This is a genomic window from Komagataeibacter saccharivorans (assembly GCF_004348195.1).
In the GTDB taxonomy this organism is placed as follows: domain Bacteria; phylum Pseudomonadota; class Alphaproteobacteria; order Acetobacterales; family Acetobacteraceae; genus Komagataeibacter; species Komagataeibacter saccharivorans.
This window is the reverse complement of sequence record NZ_CP036404.1, coordinates 2,458,583-2,482,500: the sequence shown is the minus strand read 5'-3', so window position 1 is coordinate 2,482,500 and position 23,918 is coordinate 2,458,583. Positions and strand designations below refer to the sequence as shown.

The following is a 23,918-nucleotide window of genomic DNA, read 5'->3' as shown; positions in this document are numbered from 1 at the left end:
CGCCGTAACCGGGATGATTTCAAGGGAGAGGGACGCCGACATATATAAAGACCCCATGTTCAGATGTTGCGCCCCACGCTAACGCGGGGCGCAGCGATCAGCCAGCGCTGGACACGGGCCAGCCGGTGGCGGGAATATCAAAATGCGATGCCAGTTCATGATCGGGCGTGTTGGTCAGGTCATGTTCCACTTCCTTGACCACCAGCGGACGGGCCTGCACGCCCAGATGGGTGCGTATCTGGTGCATCACTTCGCCCGGCGCGGCAATAGCGATACCGGGGGCTTCTTTGCGGCGCACCGCATCATTCAGGAATTCTGCGATAACCTTGCCGTAAGCGCCGTCACGCGGCGCGTCGATGCCTTTCGCATCCTCGCTCTTGAGATGCGTGAAGGTGGCAAGGCCATGTTCGCCATGCTTGAGAATGCGGGCATGAATGCTATCGGCAACAACATACCAGACGGGATCGACATAGCTCATTTAAATAAACTCCCTGTTTCATGCACTGGCCGCCCACAGGCGGCACGGGCGTTGCAACATTAGATGGGCTGCCCGATGGCGCATGTCTACCGGCTGGCATGACTGTATGTGTGCTGATAGAGTAGCCCTGCTATGACAAAGCTTTCTTCCACGCGGGATCCTCTGGATCTCCTGATCGAATGGGCGCGGGCGGATCTGCCTTGCGCACTGGCGACCGTGACCTCCACATGGGGCAGTTCCCCGCGTCCGGCGGGCAGCATGATGGCGGTATCCGCCAATGGCCGCATCGAAGGCTCGGTCAGTGGGGGATGCGTTGAAGGCGCGGTAATCGAGGAAGCCCGCACGGTGATGGAAACCGGCCATCCCGCCGCGCTGTCCTACGGTGTATCGAGTGACGATGCCTGGGCGGTCGGTCTGGCCTGTGGCGGCCTGCTGGATGTGTATGTGGCAGCCGTACGTACGCCCAGCCACCCGCAGGGAACGCTGGGGCTGGACGTGCTGGAAACCGTGGCAAGCAAACGTCGTGCCCGTGTGCCGGTTATCGTGGCGACGGAACTGGCGACCGGGCGGACGGAACTGCTCTACCGCACAACAGACACGACACCAGATGGCGATGATACTCTGGCAGGCAGGCTGCATGCCCGCGCACAGGAAGTATTTGAAACCGGGCGTAGCCTGCGGCTGGAAGATGAGAATGGACAGGCGCAATGGTTCCTGCACCTGATTCCCATGCCGCCCCGCCTGCTTATTGTCGGAGCTGTCCATATCGCGCAGGTCCTTGCCCCCATGGCGCAGACCACAGGCTTCAGCGTAACGGTGATCGATCCCCGTTCCCAACTGGCGACGGCGGAGCGCTTTCCCGGCATCACACTGGAAACCGACTGGCCCGATGAAACCCTTGAACGACTGGGCGTGGATAACCAGACCGCCATCGTGACGCTGACGCATGATGCCAAGCTGGACGATCCGACGCTGCAATACGCCCTGAACAGCGACGCCTTTTATATAGGTGCGCTGGGATCACGCAAAACGCAGGCATCGCGTGTTGAACGGTTACGCGAAACGGGTTTTGTGGATCATCAGATTGCCCGGCTGCATGGTCCCGTGGGGCTTGCCATCGGCGCGGTCGGGGCTGCGGAAATAGCCCTGTCCATTCTGGCTGAAATCGTGGCGGTGCGGCACAACAGGCCACTGGGCCGGTTATCCGGCTGGACATGACCGGAGCGGGCGCGCCGGTCGCCGCCATTGTACTGGCGGCGGGCAGTTCCAGCCGCACGGCTCCCGCCCATAAACTGCTCGCCCCCGATGCCATGGGCCTGCCCATGATCGCACGCACTCTGCGCGCGGTGACGGCAAGCCGGGCGGCACCGGTCATTGTCGTTCTCGGGCACAGGGCGGCCGAGATTCGGGAAGCGGCATTGGCGGGTACTACCACCGGACATCCGGTACAGTTCATCACCGCGCCAGATTATGCGGCAGGTCTGTCCCGTACTTTATCTGTCGGCATAGAGGCAGCCAGTCAGCATGATGTGGCGGGTGCCCTGATCTGTCTGGGGGATATGCCCCTGACCGGCACGGGCCTGATCGACGACATGATCGCAGGCTTCGCTTCACACCCGACATATCCGGGCGCAATGCCTGTGCATGACGGCAGGCGCGGCAATCCGGTATTATGGTCGCGCGCCCTGTTCCCTGCCCTTATGCAACTTGCGGGCGACCGGGGGGCGCGTGACCTGCTGCGCCTGCATGGACCGGAAATGCTGCGCATTCCCGCTGGACCGGAAATAGCGCAGGACTTTGACACCCCTGCCCGGCTGGCGGAATTCGCGCGGCTTTTCGCAGGCGGTTGACCTCGGCCCTGACCAGCGCAAAGAGAGAGGATGGGACAGGCAGTCATCGCCTGCCCTTCAACCAGTCAGGACCAATGACATGAGCAAAATCATCCGCACCGAACCCAACCCCATCCTGTCCAAGGTTGTGGAATATCATGGCTTCCTGTTCACGCAGGGTTTCGTGGCCCGCGACCTGTCCGCTGACATCACGGCCCAGACCAAGGACGTGCTGGCCCAGATCGACGAAGCGCTGGAACTGCACGGCACTGACAATACCCGCCTGCTTCAGGCCCAGATCTGGCTGAAGGACATCAAGGACCGTGATGCCATGAACGCCGTATGGAGCGCATGGCTGCCCAAGGACGGCGCACCGGCACGTGCCTGCGTACAGGCCACGATGGCGCACCCCGACGTGCTGGTCGAGATCATGCTGACCTGCACCAAATAAGGCCATCCGGCGGCGGGAAAGCGCTCATTTGATATGTCACATTTTTGCAACTTTCCCGCTTTCGGAGAATCATTCCACTTCTGTTCTCCTGACAGGGAAGTCCCCTGCCAGAGCCAGAAAAACAGGGCTACGATGGTCCTGTCAGAGACTATATTCCTATTTTTCTTTTGAAATAACGTTTTTGATCGAAATCTGCAAAGTTACTGTTCTTCCCTCCCGCCACAGGCTTGTCAGAGTTGCAATCTGCTTGCTACTCGATGAACACGATGTGAGCGGGTCACTACAGAATCACCCCGGCAGTGGTGGAGAGATTGCGTAAGATGTGGATCAGAAACCTGAAGCGTGGCGTTTTTCTTTCCGTTCTCAGTGCTTCGTTCGGATTCATGTTTTCCGCGTCAGGCCATGCACGCACCGTGCATCATACCGCCCCGGTAACGCATACGGCGGTCCATCACGCACCCATCCGCCATGCCGCCTATCACCATGTCACGCATGAACGCGGGCATGTCATCCAGTGCGTCGCTTTCGCCAAATCGGCATCGGATGTCGATATCCGGGGCAATGCGATTGACTGGTGGTATAATGCGGCAGGCCGTTATGCCCGTGGCAATGCGCCGGAAGAAGGCAGCGTCCTGAATTTCCGTGGCACACGCCGCATGCCGCTTGGCCATGTGGCTGTCGTGCGTCAGGTCGTCAATAACCGCACCATCGTCATTGACCAGTCCCACTGGGGACAGCGCGGAATCAGCAGGGATGTGCCGGTCATTGACGTTTCCCCCAATAATGACTGGTCGGCCGTGCGCGTGGCGCTCAACAGCCGTAACGGCGCATATGGCAGCATCTATCCGACTTACGGGTTCATTTACGCCCGTCCGGACACGAATTCGAACATGATGCTGAGTACTTACCGCAAGGCCGTGCAGAACCCGACCATCATGGCGCAGAACCAGACGCGCCATACCGGCACGGAAGTTGCGGAAGCGCCCGATAGCATCACGGGTCGCGCTTCGTCCTCTCTTGCCTATACGGACGATGCACCCAACCGTTCCCTGCGCTAGCAGATTATTCTGGCTGGACGGCCCTTTATTCGGGCCGACCTGCCCGATGGTACGGATGACCGGCTGAAATGGCGCGGGCACGGTAAAGCTGTTCCGCCAGCATGCCACGCACCAGCATATGGGGCCATGTCATCTTGCCAAGGGAAAGCGTGTGGTCCGCGCGCTGCACCACCGGGCCATCCAGCCCTTCCGCCCCGCCTATAACAAAACACAGCGGCCGTGGCGTTTCGATCCACTGCTCCACCGCGCGTGAAAACGATACGCTGTCGTAAGTCCGGCCGCCTTCGTCCATGGCGACGACAATCGCACGATCAGGCAGGGCCGCCAGAATGGCAGCCCCTTCCCTACGTTTGATTTCATTGGGCGCGCCCCGGCCTTCGGGCAGTTCCACCAGCTTTATCCGGGGCGAAAGCCGGGTGGCATAGCGTTCGAACAGGTCGCGCTCCACCCGGTCCTTCATGCGCCCGACGGCAATCAGGTGAAACACCGTTCACTCCACCGGTGTTGCAGCGGCCTCCGGCGGGACATCCAGATCCGCGCCCCACATCCGTTCCAGCCCGTACAGCGCACGCGCTTCCGCCTTGAACAGGTGAACGACGATATCGCCCGCATCCAGCAGCACCCAGTCGGAGCCATTGGCCCCTTCGGTCAGGACGCGCTTCAACCCGACTTCACCCAGCTTGCGGTCAATATGGGCGGCCATCGCGGCGATCTGCCTGTCAGCCAGACCGGTTGCAATCACCATCCGGTCGGCAAAGGAAGCACGCCCCGTCAGGTCAATGACAACGATATCTTCCGCCTTGTCATCTTCCAGGCTGGTGGTGATGATTTCCAGAAACTTTTCCACGCGGGGGTCCGGTTCACGCGTTTCGGCGGAAACCGGACCGGCTACTGCGGCTTTCTTGCGCGGCGTGCCCGGCATCTGCACGGCGCTGCCCAGTGAACCAGCCGTAACATGCGGCTGGCCTGCGGAAAAAGTGCTGCCGGTACGACGCTTGGCGCCACTCTCGGCTGTCGGCTTTCTGGTTATGGCTGTTACTCCCGTCCGTGGCCATGCGCGGCCTGCGATGCCCGTATTTGTGTAGCAGATATAGCGTTCTGCGGCGCGGGAAGAAAGACCCATGCCGGGGGCCTGCATGTGGCCAGTATTCCGGCTTCACGCGCGGGGCGGCGCCATTGCGCCAGCCTGCGCGCGATCCGCCCATGCAATGCACCCGGATTATAACCCGGACGCGGCAGAACCGCGAGGGGAACCATACCGACAATATCCCGCCACCGCCGCCATCGCCCCATCTGCGCCAGCCCGTCCGCCCCCATGAGCCAGACAAAGCGCACATGCGGAAACAGCCGCTTCAGTCGCCGTAACGTATCGACGGTGTAACGGGTTCCGATCCGGCTTTCGATATCGGTAGCCAGCAGTTTCCTGCCCTGTATGTCCCGAATGCGGTGACGCACCCCGGCCAGACGATCCGCCATGGGCGCCATGCCCGCCACCGGCTTGAGTGGATTGCCCGGCGAGACAAGGAACCACACCTGATCCAGCTTCAGTTCTCGCAGCGCGCGACAGGCAAGCTGGACATGGCCCTCATGCACCGGATTGAACGATCCACCCAGCAGGCCCACCCGCATCCTGCGCCCGTCCCCATGGGCCGGAAGCGCATCCACCCCGCCGTCACGCACCCCGATCAGGTCCGGACCTGTCCCGTGCCGATCACCTCGTAGCGATAGGTCGTAAGCTGTTCCAGCCCGACGGGGCCACGGGCATGGAAGCGCCCGGTTGCAATCCCGATTTCCGCACCGAACCCGAATTCCCCGCCATCACAGAACTGGGTGGAAGCATTCCACATCACAACGGCACTGTCCGTGCCATTCAGGAAGGTTGCAGCAGCCTGCGCATCTTCCGTCACGATGGCTTCGGTATGGGCGCTGCCATAACGGGCGATATGCGCCAGCGCCTGTTCCACACCATCCACCACAGCGACGGACAGGACGGCATCAAGCCATTCGGTGGCGAAATCATCCTCGGTCGCGGCAGGCAGATCCGGCACGATGGCGCGCGCGCCTTCATCCGCGCGGAAGGTGCAGCCACGGGTGGCAAGATCCTCGATCAGGCCGGGCAGTATCTTCGGCGCGATCGCCTGATCCACCAGCAGCGTCTCGGTCGCACCACAGATGCCCGGACGCCGCAGCTTGGCGTTCAGCACGATGCGCCGCGCCATTTCAAGATCGGCGGCGGCATGGACATAGGTGTGGCAAAGCCCTTCCGCATGGGCCAGAACCGGCACACGGGCTTCGGCGCAGACACGTTCGACCAGGGACTTGCCACCACGCGGGATGATGAGGTCAATCAGACCCGCCGCCCCCAGCATCGACGCCACATGCGCGCGATCCGCATCGGGCGGGATCTGGACGCATTCGACCGGCAGCCCGGCTTCGTTCAGTCCGGTCTGCATGGCGGCATGGATGATACGCGCGCTGTTCAGGCTGTCCGATCCACCGCGCAGGATGACCGCGTTGCCCGACTTGATGCACAGGGCCGCCGCATCCGCCCCTACATTGGGGCGGCTTTCATAAATCATGCCGATCACGCCCACCGGCGTCGCCACGCGACGGATACGCAGCCCGTTGGGGCGATCCCATTCCGCCATGACATGACCGACGGGGTCCGGCAGGGTTGCCACCTGCTCCAGCCCCTGCGCCATGGCTTCGATCCGCTCGGGCGTCAGGGTCAGACGGTCGCGAAAGGCGGGGGCTCCTGTAAAGGCCGCAAGATCATGCGCATTGGCCGCCAGCAGGTCAGTCTGACGGGCGCGCAACGCACCCGCCGCCGCCACAAGCGCACGGTTGCGGGTTTCCGTCGTGCTACGCGCCAGCACGCGACCGGCCTGCCGGGCGGCGATGGCCATGGCACGGATCACGTCCGGCTGCGGTGCATCTGCCCGCGCGGGGGTTGCAACAGCCTGATCCATAATCCGTTACTCCTTTAATCCATCACCAACCGGGCAATATGGCCCCGGTCAGACGTTAAAGCGGAACAGCAGGACATCACCATCCTGCACCACGTAATCCCGCCCTTCGATGCGCAGCTTCCCGGCTTCACGGGCACCGGCTTCGCCATTGCAGGCAATATAATCGTCATAGGCAATGGTTTCACAGGCGATGAAGCCACGCTCGAAATCATTGTGAATGACGGCAGCCGCCTGCGGGGCCTTCGTGCCTGCGGTAATGGTCCATGCCCGCGTTTCCTTGGGGCCTACGGTAAAGTAGGTGCTCAGGCCCAGCAGGCGGTAGCCGGCAGCGATGACACGGTCCAGTCCGCTATCCTTCAGGCCCAGCCCGTCGAGGAATTCGGCACGGTCTTCCGCACCAAGCTGGCTGACTTCCGCCTCGATCGCGGCGGAAACCACGACCATGGCAGCCCCTTCGGCCTCGGCGCGGGCGCGCACCCGTTCGGAAAACGCGTTGCCTGTCGCTGCCGACCCTTCATCCACGTTGCAGACATACAGCACGGGCTTGGATGTCATGAGCTGGAGGCGGCGCACCGCTTCCTCCTGCCCCGCCGGGATCGCCTTGCGCGCGGGCTCGCCTTCACGCAGGGCGGCGATCAGCGGCTCCATCAGTTCGACCTGTGCGGCGGCCTCGCGGTCATTGCCGCGCGCCTTTTTCTGGAGCGCCACAATCCGCTTTTCCAGCGAATCGAGATCGGCCAGCATAAGTTCCGTCTCGATGATTTCCGCATCGCGGATGGGATCGACGCCCCCTTCCACGTGGGTGATGTCATCATCCTCGAAACAGCGCAGGACATGGATGATCGCATCCACTTCACGGATATTGGCAAGGAACTGGTTGCCCAGCCCTTCCCCACGCGAAGCGCCGCGCACAAGACCGGCAATATCCACGAATTCAAGGCTGGTGGGCAGGATCTTCTGTGATTTGCCGATGCGCGCCAGATTGGCCAGACGCGCATCCGGCACGGCCACGCGCCCCACATTGGGTTCGATGGTGCAGAACGGGTAGTTCGCGGCCTGCGCCGACGCGGTCTCGGTCAGGGCGTTGAACAGCGTCGATTTACCCACATTCGGCAGGCCCACGATGCCACAGTTAAAGCCCATACGCCCTTACTCCCCGGCCTGCGCGGCCATTCTTGTCATGAACAGTTCCGGCTTCCCGTCCGCCAGCAGCGCGGCTTCATCAGCCAGCGTGTCCAGCATCGGGTCCAACCACTCGCGGTCCGTGCGGGAAAAATCACCCAGCACATGGCCCGTCACGCGTTCGCGGCTGCCGGGATGTCCGATGCCAAGCCGCACGCGCCAGTATTCTTTCGTACCCAGCATACGGTCCATTGACCGCAGGCCGTTATGCCCTGCCGCCCCGCCGCCACGCTTTACGCGGATGCGACCGGGTTCAAGGTCAAGTTCATCATGAAATGCCGTGATGGATTCGGCGGGTAGTTTATAGAAGGCGGCAGCCTGCTGAACGCTCTCCCCCGAGAGGTTCATGTAGGTCATGGGCTTGAGCAGCAGCACCTTGTGCCGGCCCACCATGCCTTCGGCCACCTCGCCCCGGAAGCGCTTCCGCCACGGGGAAAACCCGTGGCGGTCGGCAATCCGGTCCACCGCCATGAACCCGACATTGTGACGATTCCGGCTCATCCCCGTCTCGGGATTACCAAGACCGGTCCAGAGCAGCATCGTATTTCTCCTGTCGTGTTCGTGGCGCGGGGATCAGGCTTCGGCTTCTGCCGTTTCTTCAGCCGCGTCATCATCAACGCTCGGCGGCGCGACGTTGGCGATGACGAAGTTGTTGTCCTGCAGCACGGGGGCCACGTTTTCCGTGCCCTTCAGGTCTTCCCAGCGCACGTTGTCGTGGAAGTCGAGCTGGGACAGGTCAGCGGTGAAGTATTCCGGGATGTTGGCCGGATCAACCACCACGTCAACGGTATGACGGACGATGTTCAGCACGCCACCGCGCTTGATGCCGGGGGCCACTTCTTCCCCCGTGAAGCGGACTTCGACTTCCACATGCACCTTGTGACCGGCGGCAAGGCGCTGGTAGTCAACATGGATCGGCATGTCAGACACGGGGTGAAGCTGGATCTCGCGCAGCAGGGCGTGCACGGATGCGCCACCTTCAACGGAGATGTCATAGATGCGCGAACGCCAGCCGGACTTGTGCAGTTCACGCTGCACGATACGGGGGTCAAGCGCGATCAGGGTGGGTTCCTGGCCGCCGCCATAGATAACGCCGGGCACATGGCCGGCACGCCTCGTCGCACGCGCTGCCCCCTTACCAGCCTTCGCGCGCGAAGAGACTTCGATTTTCGTGAATTTGGTCACTTGTTCTGCTCCTGAAACACAAGCGCGCAGGCCTCCAGGGGTGCCAGCGCGTGCGCGGCCTTTAACGGAAAACCGCGCCCGATGCAATCACCACAGGCCCGCAGCCCATGGTTTTCAGGTCAGCGCCGTCAGGCTCCACCCCGTCGCCGCATGCGGTTCGGCCCAGATGGGGGTGGCGTTGGGCAGGCGCACATTGGGCTTGAGATGCATGGCCGAACGCAGGGCGCGGAACATCGCGCCATGACATACGACCAGCGGCACGCCATCGGGCTCAAGCGCGCGGTTCATGGCGGCGATGGCGCGCGTGCGCAGCGCGCTGAAGCTTTCCCCGTTGGGAGGCGTGTAGTCGCCGGCGATCCAGCTATCGTACCATGACCCCATCGCCTTGCCTTCCTCATCCCCGAAGCAGACTTCCTGCAGTCCGTCATCCAGGGTGATCTCAAGGCGGGGCGCGCCGTTGGCGGCAAGCTGGTCGGCCACGATTTCCGCCGTGCGCCGGGCGCGCACCAGCGGTGACGCCACGATCCGCACGATCGGCGCATGGTCGTTCCAGTGACGCGCCAGCAGCAGGCCCGCCGCCTCCGCCTGCGCGATACCGGTTGCATTGAGCGGAATATCCGTACGCCCCTGTGACCGGCCCTGTGCGTTCCAGTCCGTTTCCCCGTGGCGCAGATACCAGTATGGCCGGGTTATCAGGTCAGTCATGGGGCGTTCCTTCTTGCTGCACCCTTGTCGGGGTAGCGCCGTGCTGGCGGCAGGGTCAATCCCCGGAGCTAGTCAAACAGCGAGGAGACCGAGCTTTCATCCGATATTGCCTGCATGGCGCGCGAAATCAGTTCTGCCGTGCTGATCTGGCGGATATTCGACGATTCCCGCACGGCTTCCGTCGCCACGATGCTGTCCGTCAGCGTCAGCATGCCCAGCGGCGACTGGCCGATGCGGCTGACCGCGCTGCCGGTCAGCACGCCATGGGTCACATAGGCTTCCACCGCCGCTGCGCCATGCTTCATCAGTGCTTCCGCCGCATTGCACAGCGAACCGCCACTATCCACGATATCGTCAACCAGCACGCAGTACCGGCCACGCACGTCACCGATCACGTTCATGACTTCCGACACGCCAGCGCGTTCGCGCCGCTTGTCAATGATCGCCAGATCGACGTTCAGGCGCTGCGCAAGCTGCCGGGCACGGACCACGCCACCCACATCGGGCGAGACGATCATGAGGTTATGCGGCCCACCGGGAATATCCATTGGTGGTGCGTCATAGGGAAGCGGCGGTTCACCGTCGATCTTCATGCGGCCGCGAATATCGCGCGTGAACAGGGGGGCGGCATAGAGATTGTCGACCGGGATATCGAAGAAGCCCTGGATCTGCATGGCATGCAGGTCCATCGTCAGCACGCGGTTGGCGCCGGCTTCGACCAGGATGTTGGCGACCAGCTTGGCGCTGATGGGGGTGCGGGGACCGGATTTACGATCCTGCCGCGCGTAACCGAAATACGGCATGACCGCCGTGATGCGGCGTGCCGAGCCACGACGCAGCGCGTCGAGCATGATCAGCAGTTCCATCAGGTTGTCATTGGTGGGGGAGCAGGTGCTCTGGATGACAAAAACGTCCTCGCCGCGCACGTTTTCATGGATTTCGACGAAGATTTCCATATCGGCAAAACGCCGGACCGTTGCGTTACAGAGCGGCATCCCCAGTTCCGCCGCGACTTTCTCTGCAAGAGGCAGGTTGCTGTTACAGGCGACAATCTTCATCGTGTGACGCTCCCGGGCGGCGGTACTGGCGGTGGGACGGCTGTCATCCGCCGTCCCTGTTATTCATGTGCGGCGTTCTAACAACCGCCACATACCCTGTCACCTGCCTAAGACGGGCGAAGCCTGCACGCCTGCCCCTCGTTGCCGATCCGTCACACCCGTGCGCGCCGGTGGCAGCGTAACGCCGGGAAAGGGCGCAGGCCGTGCGGGTTGCGCAACCGGCGCTGGCGACGCGGGAACGGCAGGCGATGTTGCAACAGGCGGTGCGGCTGGCATGGGGGCTGGCTGACTGGCGACAGGCGTGGGCGTGGGCGTGGGCGTGGGCGTGGGCGTGGGCGTGGGCGTGGGCGTGGGCGTGGGCTGAACCGGAACGGGCGGAGCTGCAACCGGTAATGGTGCAGCCGGACTGCTGACTACGGGCGATACGGGCCGTTCGACCACCGGATGTGTCCCATTATTCCCTGCTTCCGGTGTCATGGCCGTGCTGGATGGCGGCGCGACAGGTGGAGCGGGCTGAGCGGCAACCGGAGCGGGAGGAACCACTGGCATTGTGCCCGCGGCAACCGCGGGCACTGCTTTTGCCGCTACGCCACGCACCTTCGTCGTGCCTGCCGCCGGACCGGCTACAGGCTGGGGAGTGGTGGTGGAAGCATGTGCGGACAGCGCGCCATCGGCGGGCAGGGGTACATTGGCACGACCGGAATAGCGGGTGATGATCTGCCGCACCGCGCCTGCGGCCTCATCCGCCGCCGCGATGGCGACATCGCCCCACTGCCGGTCCAGTGAATGGGCCGCGATGTCATGGATCTGGGTCGCGGACCCCGCTTCCTTGCCCTGCGCGTCCAGCACCTGCCATGTCAGGGTGATGTGCTGCTGGGGCGTGGTGGATGTGCTCATGACCGCATTGTTCAGCACCACCATGCAGCGCACGGTGTAGTCCGCCCCGCTGGCGCTATGCCGGATATCTTCCTGCGCGTCGGGAAAGGCCGCGATGAAGGCACGCGCCAGAGCACGATCGCCATCACCCGGCGCATCATGCACCCCGGCGAAATAAACATGCGCGGGACGGTTTTTCAGGCTGTTGGGATCTTTCTGCATCTGGGCCGCACGGATGCCGGTCAGCAGGTCGGCCACGCCGGGGGCCGCTTCCTGCGCCGCATGGGTTACGGCCTGCCCGTCCTTCGCCTGCCACCTGACTGCGGGAACGGGGGCACCGTTCAGGTGGCCACGCTCCTCCCCCTTCGGGGTGATGACGGCATAAACGGGTGTCACCGCATTATCATGGAACGTGGCTGTCATTTTCAGCCACCAGTCCCCCGTATGAACGGCCTGCCCCATGGCGGGCACCGACTGCGCCAGCATGGCGTCGACCATGGCATGCTGCCACTGCTGCGCGCCTGCCATATCCGTGCCCGACGCGGTGGATAACGGTACGGCCAGCCGGGCCGTGGGCGCCTGCGCCGTGGCGCCCGTACCATCATGCCGGAAGGGATGCGGCATCTGGACACAACCGCCCAGCACGGAAAGCATGCCGACGGCTGACATCATGACTAGGCGCCGGGCGGAAGCTACTGATATCATGATCCCCCTATATCGCCTGACAGGCGATAACGGAAATCTGGTGCCCGATCGGGCCGCCACCAGCCAGCGTGCGGCGGCGATGGCTGAAAAAGCGCGCCTCATCCCGCAGGGTATCGAGTCCCAGCGCAGCCGCCTGTCCCACGCCGCACCGCTCAAGACGCATGACGCAGTAGCCCGGCAGGTCGAACATGAAATGCCCGGCACGTGCGGCAGGCGTAAAGAAGGGCGCTGCCGTGCCGTCCTGCGCCATGACCGCATCACGCATATCCGGCCCGACCTCGTAACTTTCCGGCGCAATGCACGGGCCGACCACGGCGCGGATATCCGATGCGGGGCAGCCCAGCGCCGTCATCGCCGCCACCACCGATTCCAGCACCCCGCCACACGCGCCGCGCCAGCCCGCATGGGCCGCGCCGACCACCGTGCCCCGTGCATTGCTGAACAGGACCGGCGCGCAGTCTGCCGTAATCACACCCAGCGCCAGACCGGGACGGTTCGTAACCATGGCGTCGGCTTCCGGTCCCTGCCCGACGGGCCACGGGGTTTCCACCGTAATGGTCCGGTCGCCATGCACCTGCGTCAGCCCCAGCAGGCAGTCAGGCCGCACGCCCACATAATCCGCCACGCGACAGCGGTTTTCGCGCAGGGCCGCCGGGTCATCAGCCGAACGGGTCGAACAGTTCAGTGTCGCATACGGCCCCGTGGACACGCCGCCCTGACGGGTAAAGAACCCATGCCTGACCCCCGCAAGAGTGGGGGCACGCACCACCTCCCCGTCCGTAATCGCGCGGTGGATCATGGTCATATCCTTTCATTCCCGGTTGCGTTGCCATCGCGCCGCCCCGCGAATCCCGGCATGTCGCCCCCCAGCCCGACCGACAGGCCCAGCACGCGGAACAGCCGTCCCATGTGGCCCGGTGCGGCCAGACGGGCGGCGGCGGTCCTGATCTCATCAGCCTGTGCGGGGGCCGCACGCGCAAGCTGTTCGGCCCGTGCCTCCAGCCCCAGCGCGGACAGGAAATACCCCTGCGTCACGCTGCCCCACACGTCCACGGCGCTGGCGACCTGTGCAAGGGTGCGGAAATCAACATGCGCCGTCAGGTCCGCCGTGCCGGGATCGCGCAGCGGGTCAGCCGGTCGCCCATCGCGCAGGGCCTGAAGGCTGTCACCGCACAGGGGGGCATCATACCCGTAATCGATCAGCAGCGCGGCACCCCGCTGGTGCTGCAACCGCGCCACCACGGCCTGCATGAACGCAACTGCAGGCTGGCATATTTCCAGCACGTCGCCAGCGTCCGCCACCCGGCTGACTGCCGGATGTGCGGGCGGAAGACAGGCCGGATATTCATGAAACCGGCCATCATGCACGAAACGCTCATTCCAGCCCTCCGCCCGTTTCACGAACTGGCGAATGGGCAGGGCGTCCAGGAACTCGTTGGCCAGCAGGATCATCGGGCCATCGGGCAGACTGGCAATCGTGTCATGCCAGCATGGCGGAACAGCCGTCGCCCCATGCAGGGCACGCTGCTGCCGGGCGCGCAGGCGGGGCGATGTTTCGATCAGGTGTATGCGCGCGGCTGCGTGGCAGGCGGGGGCGACACGGCGCAGCAGGCGCAGCGCGTCCGCCATGAGCGTACCACGACCGGGACCGGCCTCCACCAGCACAAAGGGATCGGGGCTGCCCAGAAGCTGCCAGACCACCGCCGTCCATGCCCCCAGCAGTTCCCCGAATATCTGCGATATTTCCGGGGCCGTGATGAAATCGGCAAACGGGTCGCGCCCCGCGTAATAGGCGGCATTCGCCCGGCCCATGAACTGGTCCAGACGTTCGCCCGGCCCGCTCACCCGGCCGCTCCGCTATCCCCGTCCGCGTTTTCCGGTTCCGCCATGACCGATATACGCGCCGGACTCATGCAGGCATGGATCATGAGACCTGCGCCGCCAATGGCCATGGGAACGCACAGCACCTGCCCCATTGTCACGCCAAAGGGCAGAAAGCCGATGAACGCATCCGGCTCACGGAAACATTCGCATACCGTGCGCGCTACCGCATAACCGAACAGGAACAGCCCCGCCACGAAACCCGGATGCTGGCGCACCCGCAGGCTGCGGGAGACAAACCACAGCAGGGTGAACAGCAGCAGCCCCTCCGCAAAGGCTTCGTACAGTTCCGACGGATGGCGCGGTTCCGGTCCCGCATCGGGAAAGATCATGGCCCATGGCAGCGATGGCGATGCCGGACGTCCCCACAATTCCCCGTTGATGAAATTGGCGATACGCCCCAGCCCCAGACCAATGGGCACGACGGTCGTGATCCGGTCGGAAAAGGCAAGGAAGCTCAGTCCATTAAGCCGCGTAAACATGATCAGCGCGATAATCACCCCGGCCGCGCCGCCATGGAACGACATGCCGCCGTGCCAGACCTGCAGCACGGCCAGCGGATGCGTAAGGTAATAGCCGGGCTGGTAAAACAGGATGTAGCCCAGCCGCCCGCCCAGCACCACGCCAAGGGTCGCCCATGTCAGGAAATCATCCACCTGCAGCGCGGTGGCGGCGCGCGGCGGCAGGGCTGCCAGCCTGCGGGCGATCCGCCAGCCCGCGATCAGCGCCACGATATAGGCCATGGCGTACCAGCGGATGGCGAGCGGCCCGAAATGGACCATCACCGGATCGAACTGCGGAAAGATCAGGACAGGCAGCATCGGCCCACTTTCATTATCACGGTTGTCGCGGGGTCACGGTCAGGACGCAATGGCTAGATGTACGGGTCGGCTGCGGCAAGGTGGTCCTGCACGTAACGCCGCACCCCGTCTTCCAGCGCGGTAAAGGGACGGGTGTAGCCTGCCGCGCGCAGCCTGCGCATGTCAGCGCAGGTAAAGGACTGGTACTGCCCGCGCAGGGCTGCGGGCATATCGATGAATTCGATGCGGCGCGGCACGTTTGCCGCATCACACACCGCATGGGCCAGATCGGTATAGGTGCGCGCAACCCCCGTGCCACAGTTGAACAGGCCACACACGCCCGCATGGTCCAGCAGCCACAGCATGACATCGACCACATCGCCAATCCAGATGAAGTCACGCGCCTGCGCCCCGTCGGCAAGGCCCGGCACGTCGGAACGGAACAGCCGTAGCGGCTGACCGGCACGGGCTTCGTCATACTTGACCTTCACCACGGAGATCATCGCCCCCTTGTGGTACTCGTTGGGGCCATAGACGTTGAAGAACTTCAGTCCCGCCCATGACAGGCCCGGCAGATCCCCCTGCCCCAGACGCCGCAGCACAATCTGGTCGAACGCATGTTTGGACCAGCCATACAGGTTCAGCGGACGGAGCGTATCCAGCTGCGCCGGATCATCACTGAACCGGTCTTCGGTATCCGCCGCGCCATAGGTCGCGGCGGAGGAGGCATAGATGAAACGCACCCCTTCGCGCGCGCACCATTCCAGCAGGCGGCATGACAGGTCCACATTGGTGCGCCATACCAGATCGCCATCGGTGGCCATGGTCTCGCTGATCGCGCCCATGTGGATGACGGCGGAAATGTCCGGCCGGGTCGCAAGCCATGCGTCCAGCGCCTCGGGCGCGACAATACGCGCGGGGGCATGATGGCGCAGGTTGCGCCACTTGCCCGCATTGCCCAGCCAGTCCACCACCACCGTTTCGATGCCGCGCGCATGCAGGGCCTGCTGCATGCACGACCCGATGAACCCGGCTCCCCCCGTAATCACGATCACTGTCCGCACCCCGCCTGTCGCATGGAAGTTGATGTTGCAGCGTATGTACGGTCGCTACAATCGTGCGGATAGCCCTGAGGCGGCAATGTGTCTATAGTAGTGCCCTTTCCCCCTTCGCGCGGTCTGGCACAGACACGGCGCGGAACGTCATGGAGTATCCCCTATGTCCGACAGGCCCCGCATTCTTGATGACCTCGCAGGCGTGGCCGGTGGCGCGTTCTCGGCGCTGGCCGGTGTGCGTGAGGAAATCGGAGCCATCGTCCGTGCCCGCGTGGATGAAACACTTGGCAGCCTGAACCTTGTCCGCCGCGACGAATTCGAAGTCGTGCGCGAGGTCGCCAGCCGCGCCCGTCAGGCGCAGGCCACGATGGAAAGCCAGATCGCCCGGCTGGAAGAGCGCGTGTCCGATCTTGAAGCCAGCCTGACCGCGCCATCGTCCCCGCCCCGTTCCGGGCTTTGAGGACAACGCTTGCAGCCGGTGCGCGCGGGCCATAGTGTAACCGGACGGCCCGCGCCCTGATTCCCCGTAACAGGACGCGGATCGGGTTGCAGAGACACGGAATCCGGCGTCATGCCCGGATTTCCTCCACGACGGCTTCGGGGAGTGCCACATGCCTGCTCTGACTCAGACAGCAATCTCACGCAATACGAATCCCCTTGATCTGATGGAACAGATCGTCGGCGGATACGACTGGAACTTCGAACGCCGCAGCGATTCGGAAATGGCGGCCGAAGCACCGGGCAAATGGTGCGATTACGGCCTGTTCTTCTGCTGGTCGGAAGAAGTGAACGCCATGCATTTCACCTGCACGTTCGACCTCAAGGTGCCCGCGGGCCAGCGGCGCAACCTGTTCGAACTGGTGGCGCTGGCGAACGAGCGGCTGTGGATCGGCCATTTCGGCATGGATATGGAACATGGCACGCCGGTATTCCGCCATGCGGTGCTGCTGCGCGGATCGCGTGGCGCATCCATGGAAAGCCTTGAGGACATGATTGATATCGCCCTGACCGAATGCGAACGTTTCTATCCTGCGTTCCAGTTCGTGCTGTGGGGCGGCAAAAACCCAGCAGAGGCACTCGAAGCTGCAATGCTCGACTGTGCCGGGATGGCATGATGACGCAGCAGCTTCCCCCCCTCCTCCTTGTCGGCTGCGGCCAGATGGGTGGCGCCATGTTTGATGGATGGCTGAAGGAAGGGCTTGCCCCTTCCTTCATCATCGACCGGCATCGCGACTCAGTTCCCGCGCCGCACCACCTCGTGCGCAGCGCCGATGACGTGCCCGACGATTTCCACCCCGGCATGATCGTGCTGGCCACCAAACCGCAGAAGGTCGATGCCGTGATGGCGGCGATCGCCCCCTTCGCGCTGCGTGCGCCGGTCCTGTCCGTTCTTGCGGGCCGTACGGTGGGCGGCCTGACCGACATGCTGACGGATCACCTGCCCGCAGGCAGCCCGATGCCCGTGGTGATCCGGGCGATGCCCAATACACCCAGCAGCATCGGACAGGGCATGACCGTGTGTTACGCCCCGCCCGCCGCGACACAGGCCCAGCGCGACCTGTGCACACGCCTGCTGCGCGCCATAGGCGACGTGGCGTGGGCGGACCGTGAAGACCAGATGGACATCGTGACCGCGATATCGGGCAGTGGTCCGGCCTATGTCTATCTTCTGGCCGAACTCATGGAACAGGTTGGCGTGGCGGAAGGGCTGTCCCCCGCCCTGGCCCGCCAGATCGCACGCCAGACCGTGGCGGGCGCGGGCGCGCTGATGATCCGGAGCGGCACCGATTCCGCCATCCTGCGCCATAACGTGACCAGCCCCGGCGGCACCACGCAGCAGGCGCTTGAAGTCCTGATGGCCGCTGACGCCTGGCCCGCCACCATGTCACGCGCCCTGCGGGCCGCGGCACGACGTTCGCGTGAACTGTCAGGCGCCCAGCCCGTTGCATAACCATGTGGCAGCGCATGGCTCCCCCCGATACCCCTAACCCGGAAGATCAAGCCCTCTATGGATAACGACCAGTTTGACGCCACCCTTCTCCGCTCCGCGTTGGAACGTGCCGGTCTGCACGGATGGCGGCGCACGACGGTCGTTGATGCCGCACGGGATGCCGGACTCAGCCTTGAAACCGCGCGCAAGCGTTTTCCGTGCAAGACCACGATCCTGCTCACGCTGGGGCGGCAGGCCGATGAGGCGGCCCTGATCGAGGACGAATCCGAAGGCAGCGTGCGCGAAAAGCTGTTTGACATGCTCATGCGGCGTCTGGACGTGTTCCAGCAGTATCGTGAAGGCGTGCGCAGCGTCCTGCGCGCCCTGCCGACCGACCCGCTGCTGGCGGTGGTACTGGGCGGCGCCACGCTGGAAAGCATGAAATGGATGGCCGACGCCGCCGGGATGGAAACCGGGGGGCTGGCTGGCGCTGTCCGCCTGCAGGCGCTGGTGGGGGTGTGGACCCTGACCCTGCGGACATGGGACCGTGATGACAGTCAGGACATGGGCATCACCATGGCCGCGCTGGATCAGGCCCTTGACCGCGCCGCCCGCTTTACCGGTCTTGCCCCAGCCGCGACGCAGGCCCCCGCTTCACCGGCTGATTACGATATGGAAACCGACCCGATGGTCGATCTGCCGCTTGAACCTTCCGCCTGAAGGCGCGAACCGGGCTGTCCCCCCTTTACGGGACAGCCCTTTAGACATTAGAAGAACACCAATCACGCGAATCGCGCGGTTTGCTGCATGTTGGGGCGTAGCCAAGTGGTAAGGCAGCGGATTTTGATTCCGCCATGCGGAGGTTCGAACCCTCCCGCCCCAGCCAGCCACTTTTCCTGAAATCGCTATCTGTTCCCTGCACCCGCGCATCCGGGTGCGGAACCGCATGCCCATCGCCATACATCGGCATGACGATGGGCCGCGTTTTCAGTCCTGCATCTGCTCCATGCCGCCCATGGGGGCCACCGATACGACCGGGGGCCAGAAGGCCTGCGCGATCTCGTTCTGCAACTGCCGCAGCTCGCGCTGTATCCAGTCCATGTATTCATGCAGGCCACGCAGGATGATGTCTTCCACCGTCTGCTCCACCAGCGTCACCCGCAGTTCTTCCACCCGTTCAAGGATCGGACCACACTGGCGCAGCCGGTATTCGCCCGCCAGTATGCCCAGCGCGCTGTATACATTGCGCAGGCTGGTGGACAGAGAACGCGGGAAGCCATCGTTCTTGAGCAGGAAGCCCACGATATTGGCCGGTGTCATGCCATCGGGCAGCACGCGGCGGAATGCGTGGTAGGCGGCAGCCGACCGCAGCACGGATGTCCACTGGCTCATATCGATATCCGACCCCACCCCGGCCCCACTGGGCAGCAGGGTATGGTATTTGATGTCGATCAGCCGCGTGATCTGGTCCGCACGTTCAAGATTCTTGCCAAGACTGTAGAACTGCCACGCCTGATCGCGGTACAGCGTCCCCTCCGTAATGCCGAAATGCGTCTGGCAGTCCTGTTTCAGCCGCGTGCACAGGGCGGACAGGTAACTGGCTCCCACATCCTCCGGCCCCAGATCGACGACCCAACGGGTAAAGACATTCAGGTGCATCCACATCTCGGTCGAGATCAGGGGCCGCAGCACACGGGCGTTTTCACGCGCGCAGCGGGCCATGGACTTGATTGAATCGGGGTTCTCGCTCTCGGTAATATAAAAGGCGACCACGGCCTGCTCGGTCGCGGCCTTGTGGTGATGGAAGAAAAACGCCTCATCCGCGTTGATGCGGATGACACTGTCCCATCCCGCGTCCCTGTTGCTGCCCTGCACGGACGAACCCGTCACATCGATCAGGCGGGCCATGTTCTCGATGCGCTCCATATAGCGCGCCAGCCACATCATGTTTTCGCCGTAACGCGAAAGCAGGTTGCGCAGCCCCGGCAGGGCCGGGGCGGTAAAGGCAGAAACCTGTGTCATGATGCCAGCACCCACGTATCCTTTGATCCACCACCCTGCGAGGAATTGACCACCAGCGATCCCTTGCGCAGCGCCACGCGGGACAGGCCACCGGGCAGGACCCATGTGCTTTCCCCCGTCACGGCGAATGGCCGCAGATCGACATGCCGCGCTTCCACGCCTGCGGGGCACAGGGTGGGGGATACCGACAGGCTGATAACCGGCTGGCTTATGTAATTGGCCGGATTGGCACGCAGCCGGTCACGGAACTCGGCCAGTTCGGCCTGTGACGCATGCGGGCCGATCAGCAGGCCGTAACCGCCTGATTCCCCCACCGGCTTGACCACAAGCTGTTCCAGATTGGCCAGCGTGTATTCCAGCCCCGCGCGTTCGGCGCAGATATGGGTTTCCACATTGGTCAGGATCGGTTCCTCATCCAGATAGTAGCGGATGATGCGCGGCATGTAGGCATATACCGCCTTGTCATCGGCAACGCCGGTGCCAATCGCGTTGGCCAGCGTCACGTTCCCGCGCCGGTAGGCGTCAACCAGACCGGGCACGCCCAGAAGGCTGTCGGGGTTGAAGACCAGCGGGTCCAGAAAATCATCGTTGAGCCTGCGATAGATGGAATGGACCGGGCGCGGCCCGGCGACGGTGCGCATGTATACGTATCCGTCCTCCACCATCAGGTCGCGGCCTTCGACCAGCGGAATACCCATTTCGCGGGCAAGGAATACGTGTTCGAAATACGCGGCGTTATAGATGCCGGGGGAAAGCAGGACGACCTGCGGTTCCGTGACACCGGCGGGGGCGACTTCCACCAGTGCGCGATGCAGCCGGGGGCCATATTCATCGACCGGGCGGATATTGAGCCCGGTTGCCAGATCGGGCATGAGACGCAGCATCATCTGCCGGTCTTCCAGCACGTACGATACGCCCGATGGCGTGCGGGCGTTATCTTCAAGCACCAGAAAACGGCCATCACGGTCCCGCACGAGATCGGTGCCATTGATATGCACGTAAACCCCGCCGGGCACATCCAGCCCGACCATGGCCTGACAGTAATTGGGATTGCCCAGCACCAGATCGGCGGGAACCACGCCATCGCGCAGGATATGCCGGTCGTGATAGATGTCATGCAGGAACAGGTTGATCGCCCGGACGCGCTGCTGCACGCCGCGTTCGACATGATCCCATTCCGCCGCCGTCAGCACGCGGGGAATGACATCGAACGGCAGGACGCGGTCGATGGCCTCGCGGTCGGAATAGACGGTAAAGGTGATGCCCAGACGGTAGAACTGCGCCTCTACCGCGGCCGCGCGACGGCGGAGTTCCGTCAGGTCAAAGCGGGCCAGCCTGTCGCGCACCATCTGCAGGCCGGGAGGGGGCGTATCCCCACGGTTGAGCAGTTCACAAAAAAAATCCGGAATGTCGTATGTCGCGAACAGACCCGCTGCCTGCGCCGCCATTTTCATATCATGCATGCCCTACCTCCGCTGGGATGGAGGTGGATCAGGCGCGAAGGAATCATGTCCACCCACCTGTCGTTTCAGTTTCGATCCCAACCTAGCGGAGCAAGAAAATCGTCTCTTGCCAAGAACGAATCTGCATTCTTCTTCCATTCGCGCCCAAATGCCTGAAAAATACGATATTGCTGCAAACGCCAATCCTGATAGCGTGGGCGGGGCATCCATAACCGCGTCCAGACCGTTACCATCGCCGGATCACGATGGCCGGCATGCGGGAGAGTTTTCCGGGGCTGAGAGTGAGTACATGAACGCGCATGCCATGCTGGTCCACCACACGCGATACCGATACGACCGGCCTGTCCACCTTGGTCCGCAAACGATCCGCCTGCACCCGCTGCCCGGCACCCGCAACGTGCTGTCGCACGCGCTGGACATCGCCCCCGCGGCCCACACGCGCACATGGAGCAATGACGCCTGCGGCAACCGCATCGCCCGCGTCGTTTTTGGCGAACGGGTCACGCATTTTGACGTAACCGTCCGCCTGACCACGGACCAGACACCCACCGACCCGTTTACCTTCACCATCGCGCCGCATGCCCGGCTGTGGTCGGCCAACGGCATGAATGCCGATCCCGCGCTGGGCGCGTACCTGCTGGCGCCGCACAAAGCGACGGAGACCACGCCCACACCCCTGCTGGATGCCCTGACACGGGAATGGCGCGCGACCCTGCCCTGTCCCACGCTGGACCTGCTGACCGGCCTGACACGGGCGATCGCGGCGCGCATCACCTACTGTATCCGGCTTGAAGCCGGTGTCTGGTCGCCGGAGGAAACCCTGCGTAACGCCGCCGGTTCATGCCGCGACAGCGCCTGGCTGCTGATTGCCGTGCTGCGCCGCCTGGGTTTTGCCGCGCGCTTCGTATCAGGCTACCTGTTCCAGCCCGAACGCGACGCCCCGGAGCGTCTGGGCTGCGAACTTCACGCATGGACGCAGGTTTACATACCGGGTGCGGGATGGATCGGTCTGGATACGACATCGGGCCTGCTGGCCGCACAGGGGCATGTCCCGCTGGCCGTCGCCGTCACCCCGCAGGACGCCGCCCCCGTAAGCGGGCTGCTGGACCAGTGCGTCGCCACATTCGAAGCCGTGATGGAAACCATGCCCCTGCCCGCCATGAGCGAAATCCATGCCAGCCCGCGAAGACTGACGCGCCCCTCATGAAGCTTTTTTTCTGTCAGTCATGCCAGCAGGTCCTGTTTTTTGAAAATACGGCATGTGAACGCTGTGGCCTGACACTGGGCTACCTGCCTGAACGGACCACCCTCAGTGCGCTGGAAGCCACGGGCGACGGGCTATGGCGTCCCATCGTCGCCCCCGATACGCCCCGCGCCCTATGTGCCAACAATGATTACGGGGTATGCAACTGGCTGGCCGAACCGGGAAAGCCATTCTGCGTCGCATGCAGTTTCAACCGCACCATTCCCAACCTGTCAGTGGTGGGCAATACCGCCCGGTGGCAGAAGCTGGAAGTGGCCAAGCACCGGCTGTTCTATACCCTGCTGCGCCTTGGCCTGCCGCTGCGCAACCGGCGCGAGGACCCCGAAGGCGGCCTTGCCTTCGATTTTCTGGACAGCCTGCCCGATGGCTCGCCCGCCATGACCGGGCACATGAATGGCGTCATCACAATCGCGCTGAATGAGGCGGACGATGCCCAGCGTGAACGGATGCGACTGGAAATGGGGGAATATTACCGCACCCTTCTGGGCCATTTCCGTCACGAGGTAGGGCATTATTACTGGAATATGCTGGTACGCGACGGCGGGCCCGAACGCCTTGCCGCCTGCCGGGACGTATTTGGCGACGACCGTGCCGATTACGCACAGGCGCTGAAAAAACACTACGAAACCCCTTCCGGCAATACCTGGCAGGGGCGGTATGTCAGCCAGTACGCAACATCCCACCCATGGGAGGATTTTGCGGAAACATGGGCGCATTACCTGCATATCATCTCGACGCTGGAAACCGCCTGGGCCTATGGCATGTCCATTGACGCGCCGGGGGCCACTGCCCCGCCGCTGCGCGCCACCGTGCGCAAGGACCCGTATACCGAAATGTCGTTTACGGAGATTACGGAAGGCTGGCTGCCCCTTACCTATGCCGCCAACAGCCTCAACCGCTCCATGGGCCTGCCGGATTTCTATCCGTTCGTGCTGACACCCGAAATCCTGCGCAAGCTGTCCTTCATCCACGACCTGATCCATCACAGCCGCGTGGGCTGAGCGGGG

Annotated in this window: 28 protein-coding genes and 1 tRNA gene (1 of these 29 cut by a window edge); 11 read left to right on the top strand and 18 right to left on the bottom strand. The window is 63.6% G+C overall.

Going from position 1 to position 23,918, the window contains the following annotated elements:
- Together KSAC_RS11480 and KSAC_RS11475 are read right to left on the bottom strand one after the other, a co-directional pair.
- Window positions 1-42: the 5' end (the start) of an MBL fold metallo-hydrolase gene (locus KSAC_RS11480; protein ID WP_102325260.1), read on the bottom strand. It extends 618 nt beyond the left edge of the window; only the first 42 of its 660 coding nucleotides appear in the window; its start codon is at window positions 40-42; its stop codon lies beyond the left edge, outside the window.
- A gap of 55 nt (window positions 43-97) precedes the next feature.
- Entirely contained in the window at window positions 98-478 is a 381-nt protein-coding gene (locus KSAC_RS11475) for a host attachment protein (protein ID WP_102325259.1), read from the bottom strand.
- Between the two features lie 132 nt (window positions 479-610).
- On the opposite strand from KSAC_RS11475, the gene KSAC_RS11470 reads away from it, so the two are divergent.
- The 4 genes from KSAC_RS11470 (at window position 611) to KSAC_RS11455 (ending at window position 3,816) form a co-directional block, all read left to right on the top strand.
- Window positions 611-1,696, top strand: a complete 1,086-nt coding sequence (locus KSAC_RS11470) for an XdhC family protein (protein ID WP_132305469.1) — start codon at window positions 611-613, stop codon at window positions 1,694-1,696.
- On the top strand, window positions 1,693-2,328 hold the full coding sequence (locus tag KSAC_RS11465; RefSeq protein WP_132305467.1) for a nucleotidyltransferase family protein: 636 nt from the start codon (window positions 1,693-1,695) through the stop codon (window positions 2,326-2,328). Before KSAC_RS11470 ends, KSAC_RS11465 begins: the two co-directional genes overlap by 4 nt.
- 79 nt (window positions 2,329-2,407) lie before the next feature.
- Entirely contained in the window at window positions 2,408-2,758 is a 351-nt protein-coding gene (locus KSAC_RS11460) for a RidA family protein (protein ID WP_102325256.1), read from the top strand.
- 320 nt (window positions 2,759-3,078) lie between these two features.
- Window positions 3,079-3,816, top strand: coding sequence for a CHAP domain-containing protein (locus tag KSAC_RS11455; RefSeq protein WP_174234082.1), 738 nt, complete (start codon window positions 3,079-3,081; stop codon window positions 3,814-3,816).
- 25 nt (window positions 3,817-3,841) lie between these two features.
- Here KSAC_RS11455 and KSAC_RS11450 read toward each other — a convergent pair whose 3' ends face one another.
- The 14 genes from KSAC_RS11450 to rfaD all read right to left on the bottom strand — a co-directional run bounded on the left by KSAC_RS11450 (window position 3,842) and on the right by rfaD (window position 16,232).
- On the bottom strand, window positions 3,842-4,303 hold the full coding sequence (locus KSAC_RS11450; protein ID WP_102325255.1) for a 23S rRNA (pseudouridine(1915)-N(3))-methyltransferase RlmH: 462 nt from the start codon (window positions 4,301-4,303) through the stop codon (window positions 3,842-3,844).
- Between the two features lie 3 nt (window positions 4,304-4,306).
- Window positions 4,307-4,738: a ribosome silencing factor gene (gene rsfS / locus KSAC_RS11445; protein WP_102325254.1), complete on the bottom strand. Its 432-nt coding sequence runs from the start codon at window positions 4,736-4,738 to the stop codon at window positions 4,307-4,309.
- Window positions 4,739-4,851: 113 nt separating this feature from the next.
- The gene (locus KSAC_RS11440; RefSeq protein WP_118963561.1) at window positions 4,852-5,445 is read right to left on the bottom strand and encodes a nicotinate-nucleotide adenylyltransferase; all 594 of its coding nucleotides are present in this window, start codon (window positions 5,443-5,445) and stop codon (window positions 4,852-4,854) included.
- 56 nt (window positions 5,446-5,501) lie between these two features.
- The gene (locus tag KSAC_RS11435) at window positions 5,502-6,785 is read right to left on the bottom strand and encodes a glutamate-5-semialdehyde dehydrogenase (RefSeq protein ID WP_132305465.1); all 1,284 of its coding nucleotides are present in this window, start codon (window positions 6,783-6,785) and stop codon (window positions 5,502-5,504) included.
- A gap of 48 nt (window positions 6,786-6,833) precedes the next feature.
- Entirely contained in the window at window positions 6,834-7,928 is a 1,095-nt protein-coding gene (ychF, locus tag KSAC_RS11430; RefSeq protein ID WP_132305463.1) for a redox-regulated ATPase YchF, read from the bottom strand.
- Window positions 7,929-7,934: 6 nt separating this feature from the next.
- Window positions 7,935-8,507 carry an aminoacyl-tRNA hydrolase gene (gene pth / locus KSAC_RS11425; RefSeq protein WP_102325251.1) on the bottom strand — a complete coding sequence of 191 codons (573 nt, stop codon included), beginning with the start codon at window positions 8,505-8,507 and terminating at the stop codon, window positions 7,935-7,937.
- A gap of 33 nt (window positions 8,508-8,540) precedes the next feature.
- Window positions 8,541-9,152 (bottom strand): 50S ribosomal protein L25/general stress protein Ctc, encoded by a 612-nt coding sequence (locus KSAC_RS11420; protein ID WP_102325250.1) that lies wholly within the window; start codon window positions 9,150-9,152, stop codon window positions 8,541-8,543.
- A gap of 114 nt (window positions 9,153-9,266) precedes the next feature.
- Window positions 9,267-9,857 carry a histidine phosphatase family protein gene (locus KSAC_RS11415; protein ID WP_102325249.1) on the bottom strand — a complete coding sequence of 197 codons (591 nt, stop codon included), beginning with the start codon at window positions 9,855-9,857 and terminating at the stop codon, window positions 9,267-9,269.
- A gap of 68 nt (window positions 9,858-9,925) precedes the next feature.
- Window positions 9,926-10,915 carry a ribose-phosphate pyrophosphokinase gene (locus KSAC_RS11410; protein ID WP_110548071.1) on the bottom strand — a complete coding sequence of 330 codons (990 nt, stop codon included), beginning with the start codon at window positions 10,913-10,915 and terminating at the stop codon, window positions 9,926-9,928.
- A gap of 99 nt (window positions 10,916-11,014) precedes the next feature.
- Window positions 11,015-12,463 (bottom strand): hypothetical protein, encoded by a 1,449-nt coding sequence (locus KSAC_RS17325; RefSeq protein WP_243705212.1) that lies wholly within the window; start codon window positions 12,461-12,463, stop codon window positions 11,015-11,017.
- 40 nt (window positions 12,464-12,503) lie between these two features.
- Window positions 12,504-13,301 (bottom strand): peptidoglycan editing factor PgeF, encoded by a 798-nt coding sequence (gene pgeF, locus KSAC_RS11400; RefSeq protein WP_408884729.1) that lies wholly within the window; start codon window positions 13,299-13,301, stop codon window positions 12,504-12,506.
- Window positions 13,298-14,341: a class I SAM-dependent methyltransferase gene (locus tag KSAC_RS11395; protein ID WP_132305459.1), complete on the bottom strand. Its 1,044-nt coding sequence runs from the start codon at window positions 14,339-14,341 to the stop codon at window positions 13,298-13,300. Before KSAC_RS11395 ends, pgeF begins: the two co-directional genes overlap by 4 nt.
- Entirely contained in the window at window positions 14,338-15,198 is an 861-nt protein-coding gene (gene lgt / locus KSAC_RS11390; RefSeq protein WP_102325244.1) for a prolipoprotein diacylglyceryl transferase, read from the bottom strand. Before lgt ends, KSAC_RS11395 begins: the two co-directional genes overlap by 4 nt.
- Window positions 15,199-15,251: 53 nt before the next feature.
- A complete protein-coding gene (gene rfaD / locus KSAC_RS11385; RefSeq protein ID WP_132305457.1) occupies window positions 15,252-16,232 on the bottom strand; it encodes an ADP-glyceromanno-heptose 6-epimerase in 981 nt (326 codons plus the stop codon).
- A 163-nt stretch (window positions 16,233-16,395) separates the two neighbouring features.
- Between rfaD and KSAC_RS11380 the strand changes: the two genes are divergently transcribed.
- The 5 genes from KSAC_RS11380 to KSAC_RS11360 all read left to right on the top strand — a co-directional run bounded on the left by KSAC_RS11380 (window position 16,396) and on the right by KSAC_RS11360 (window position 19,048).
- Window positions 16,396-16,692 carry an accessory factor UbiK family protein gene (locus KSAC_RS11380; protein ID WP_102325242.1) on the top strand — a complete coding sequence of 99 codons (297 nt, stop codon included), beginning with the start codon at window positions 16,396-16,398 and terminating at the stop codon, window positions 16,690-16,692.
- A gap of 151 nt (window positions 16,693-16,843) precedes the next feature.
- Complete coding sequence (locus KSAC_RS11375) at window positions 16,844-17,347, top strand: type III secretion system chaperone family protein (protein WP_102325241.1); 504 nt, start codon at window positions 16,844-16,846, stop codon at window positions 17,345-17,347.
- Window positions 17,347-18,183 (top strand): pyrroline-5-carboxylate reductase, encoded by an 837-nt coding sequence (gene proC, locus KSAC_RS11370; protein ID WP_132306255.1) that lies wholly within the window; start codon window positions 17,347-17,349, stop codon window positions 18,181-18,183. The genes KSAC_RS11375 and proC overlap by 1 nt, the downstream gene beginning before the upstream one ends.
- Window positions 18,184-18,240: 57 nt before the next feature.
- Entirely contained in the window at window positions 18,241-18,882 is a 642-nt protein-coding gene (locus KSAC_RS11365) for a TetR family transcriptional regulator (protein WP_132305455.1), read from the top strand.
- A gap of 91 nt (window positions 18,883-18,973) precedes the next feature.
- Window positions 18,974-19,048: transfer RNA gene (locus tag KSAC_RS11360), tRNA-Gln, on the top strand.
- A 101-nt stretch (window positions 19,049-19,149) separates the two neighbouring features.
- Here the strand turns inward: KSAC_RS11360 and KSAC_RS11355 are convergent.
- Both KSAC_RS11355 and KSAC_RS11350 read right to left on the bottom strand, forming a co-directional pair.
- Window positions 19,150-20,184 (bottom strand): alpha-E domain-containing protein, encoded by a 1,035-nt coding sequence (locus KSAC_RS11355; RefSeq protein ID WP_243705211.1) that lies wholly within the window; start codon window positions 20,182-20,184, stop codon window positions 19,150-19,152.
- The gene (locus tag KSAC_RS11350) at window positions 20,181-21,647 is read right to left on the bottom strand and encodes a circularly permuted type 2 ATP-grasp protein (protein ID WP_102325237.1); all 1,467 of its coding nucleotides are present in this window, start codon (window positions 21,645-21,647) and stop codon (window positions 20,181-20,183) included. The genes KSAC_RS11355 and KSAC_RS11350 overlap by 4 nt, the downstream gene beginning before the upstream one ends.
- A 289-nt stretch (window positions 21,648-21,936) precedes the next feature.
- Here KSAC_RS11350 and KSAC_RS11345 point away from each other — a divergent pair, with 289 nt between their 5' ends.
- Entirely contained in the window at window positions 21,937-22,854 is a 918-nt protein-coding gene (locus KSAC_RS11345; protein ID WP_132305453.1) for a transglutaminase family protein, read from the top strand.
- Entirely contained in the window at window positions 22,851-23,912 is a 1,062-nt protein-coding gene (locus tag KSAC_RS11340; protein ID WP_132305451.1) for a zinc-binding metallopeptidase family protein, read from the top strand. The genes KSAC_RS11345 and KSAC_RS11340 overlap by 4 nt, the downstream gene beginning before the upstream one ends.
- The last annotated feature ends 6 nt before the right edge of the window (window positions 23,913-23,918 follow it).

Coding starts and splice junctions, on each gene's coding strand:
- pth (WP_102325251.1), bottom strand. CDS start 8,507: ATGCTGCTCTGGACCGGTCTTGGTAATCCCGAGACGGGGATGAGCCGG.
- KSAC_RS11345 (WP_132305453.1), top strand. CDS start 21,937: ATGAACGCGCATGCCATGCTGGTCCACCACACGCGATACCGATACGAC.
- lgt (WP_102325244.1), bottom strand. CDS start 15,198: ATGCTGCCTGTCCTGATCTTTCCGCAGTTCGATCCGGTGATGGTCCAT.
- KSAC_RS11365 (WP_132305455.1), top strand. CDS start 18,241: ATGGATAACGACCAGTTTGACGCCACCCTTCTCCGCTCCGCGTTGGAA.
- KSAC_RS11375 (WP_102325241.1), top strand. CDS start 16,844: ATGCCTGCTCTGACTCAGACAGCAATCTCACGCAATACGAATCCCCTT.
- KSAC_RS11470 (WP_132305469.1), top strand. CDS start 611: ATGACAAAGCTTTCTTCCACGCGGGATCCTCTGGATCTCCTGATCGAA.
- KSAC_RS11455 (WP_174234082.1), top strand. CDS start 3,079: ATGTGGATCAGAAACCTGAAGCGTGGCGTTTTTCTTTCCGTTCTCAGT.
- KSAC_RS11415 (WP_102325249.1), bottom strand. CDS start 9,857: ATGACTGACCTGATAACCCGGCCATACTGGTATCTGCGCCACGGGGAA.
- KSAC_RS11380 (WP_102325242.1), top strand. CDS start 16,396: ATGTCCGACAGGCCCCGCATTCTTGATGACCTCGCAGGCGTGGCCGGT.
- proC (WP_132306255.1), top strand. CDS start 17,347: ATGACGCAGCAGCTTCCCCCCCTCCTCCTTGTCGGCTGCGGCCAGATG.
- KSAC_RS17325 (WP_243705212.1), bottom strand. CDS start 12,463: ATGATGTCAGCCGTCGGCATGCTTTCCGTGCTGGGCGGTTGTGTCCAG.
- KSAC_RS11350 (WP_102325237.1), bottom strand. CDS start 21,647: ATGCATGATATGAAAATGGCGGCGCAGGCAGCGGGTCTGTTCGCGACA.
- KSAC_RS11440 (WP_118963561.1), bottom strand. CDS start 5,445: ATGCGGGTGGGCCTGCTGGGTGGATCGTTCAATCCGGTGCATGAGGGC.
- KSAC_RS11410 (WP_110548071.1), bottom strand. CDS start 10,915: ATGAAGATTGTCGCCTGTAACAGCAACCTGCCTCTTGCAGAGAAAGTC.
- KSAC_RS11340 (WP_132305451.1), top strand. CDS start 22,851: ATGAAGCTTTTTTTCTGTCAGTCATGCCAGCAGGTCCTGTTTTTTGAA.
- rsfS (WP_102325254.1), bottom strand. CDS start 4,738: ATGCCGGGCACGCCGCGCAAGAAAGCCGCAGTAGCCGGTCCGGTTTCC.
- pgeF (WP_408884729.1), bottom strand. CDS start 13,301: ATGACCATGATCCACCGCGCGATTACGGACGGGGAGGTGGTGCGTGCC.
- KSAC_RS11465 (WP_132305467.1), top strand. CDS start 1,693: ATGACCGGAGCGGGCGCGCCGGTCGCCGCCATTGTACTGGCGGCGGGC.
- ychF (WP_132305463.1), bottom strand. CDS start 7,928: ATGGGCTTTAACTGTGGCATCGTGGGCCTGCCGAATGTGGGTAAATCG.
- KSAC_RS11460 (WP_102325256.1), top strand. CDS start 2,408: ATGAGCAAAATCATCCGCACCGAACCCAACCCCATCCTGTCCAAGGTT.
- KSAC_RS11475 (WP_102325259.1), bottom strand. CDS start 478: ATGAGCTATGTCGATCCCGTCTGGTATGTTGTTGCCGATAGCATTCAT.
- KSAC_RS11435 (WP_132305465.1), bottom strand. CDS start 6,785: ATGGATCAGGCTGTTGCAACCCCCGCGCGGGCAGATGCACCGCAGCCG.
- KSAC_RS11355 (WP_243705211.1), bottom strand. CDS start 20,184: ATGACACAGGTTTCTGCCTTTACCGCCCCGGCCCTGCCGGGGCTGCGC.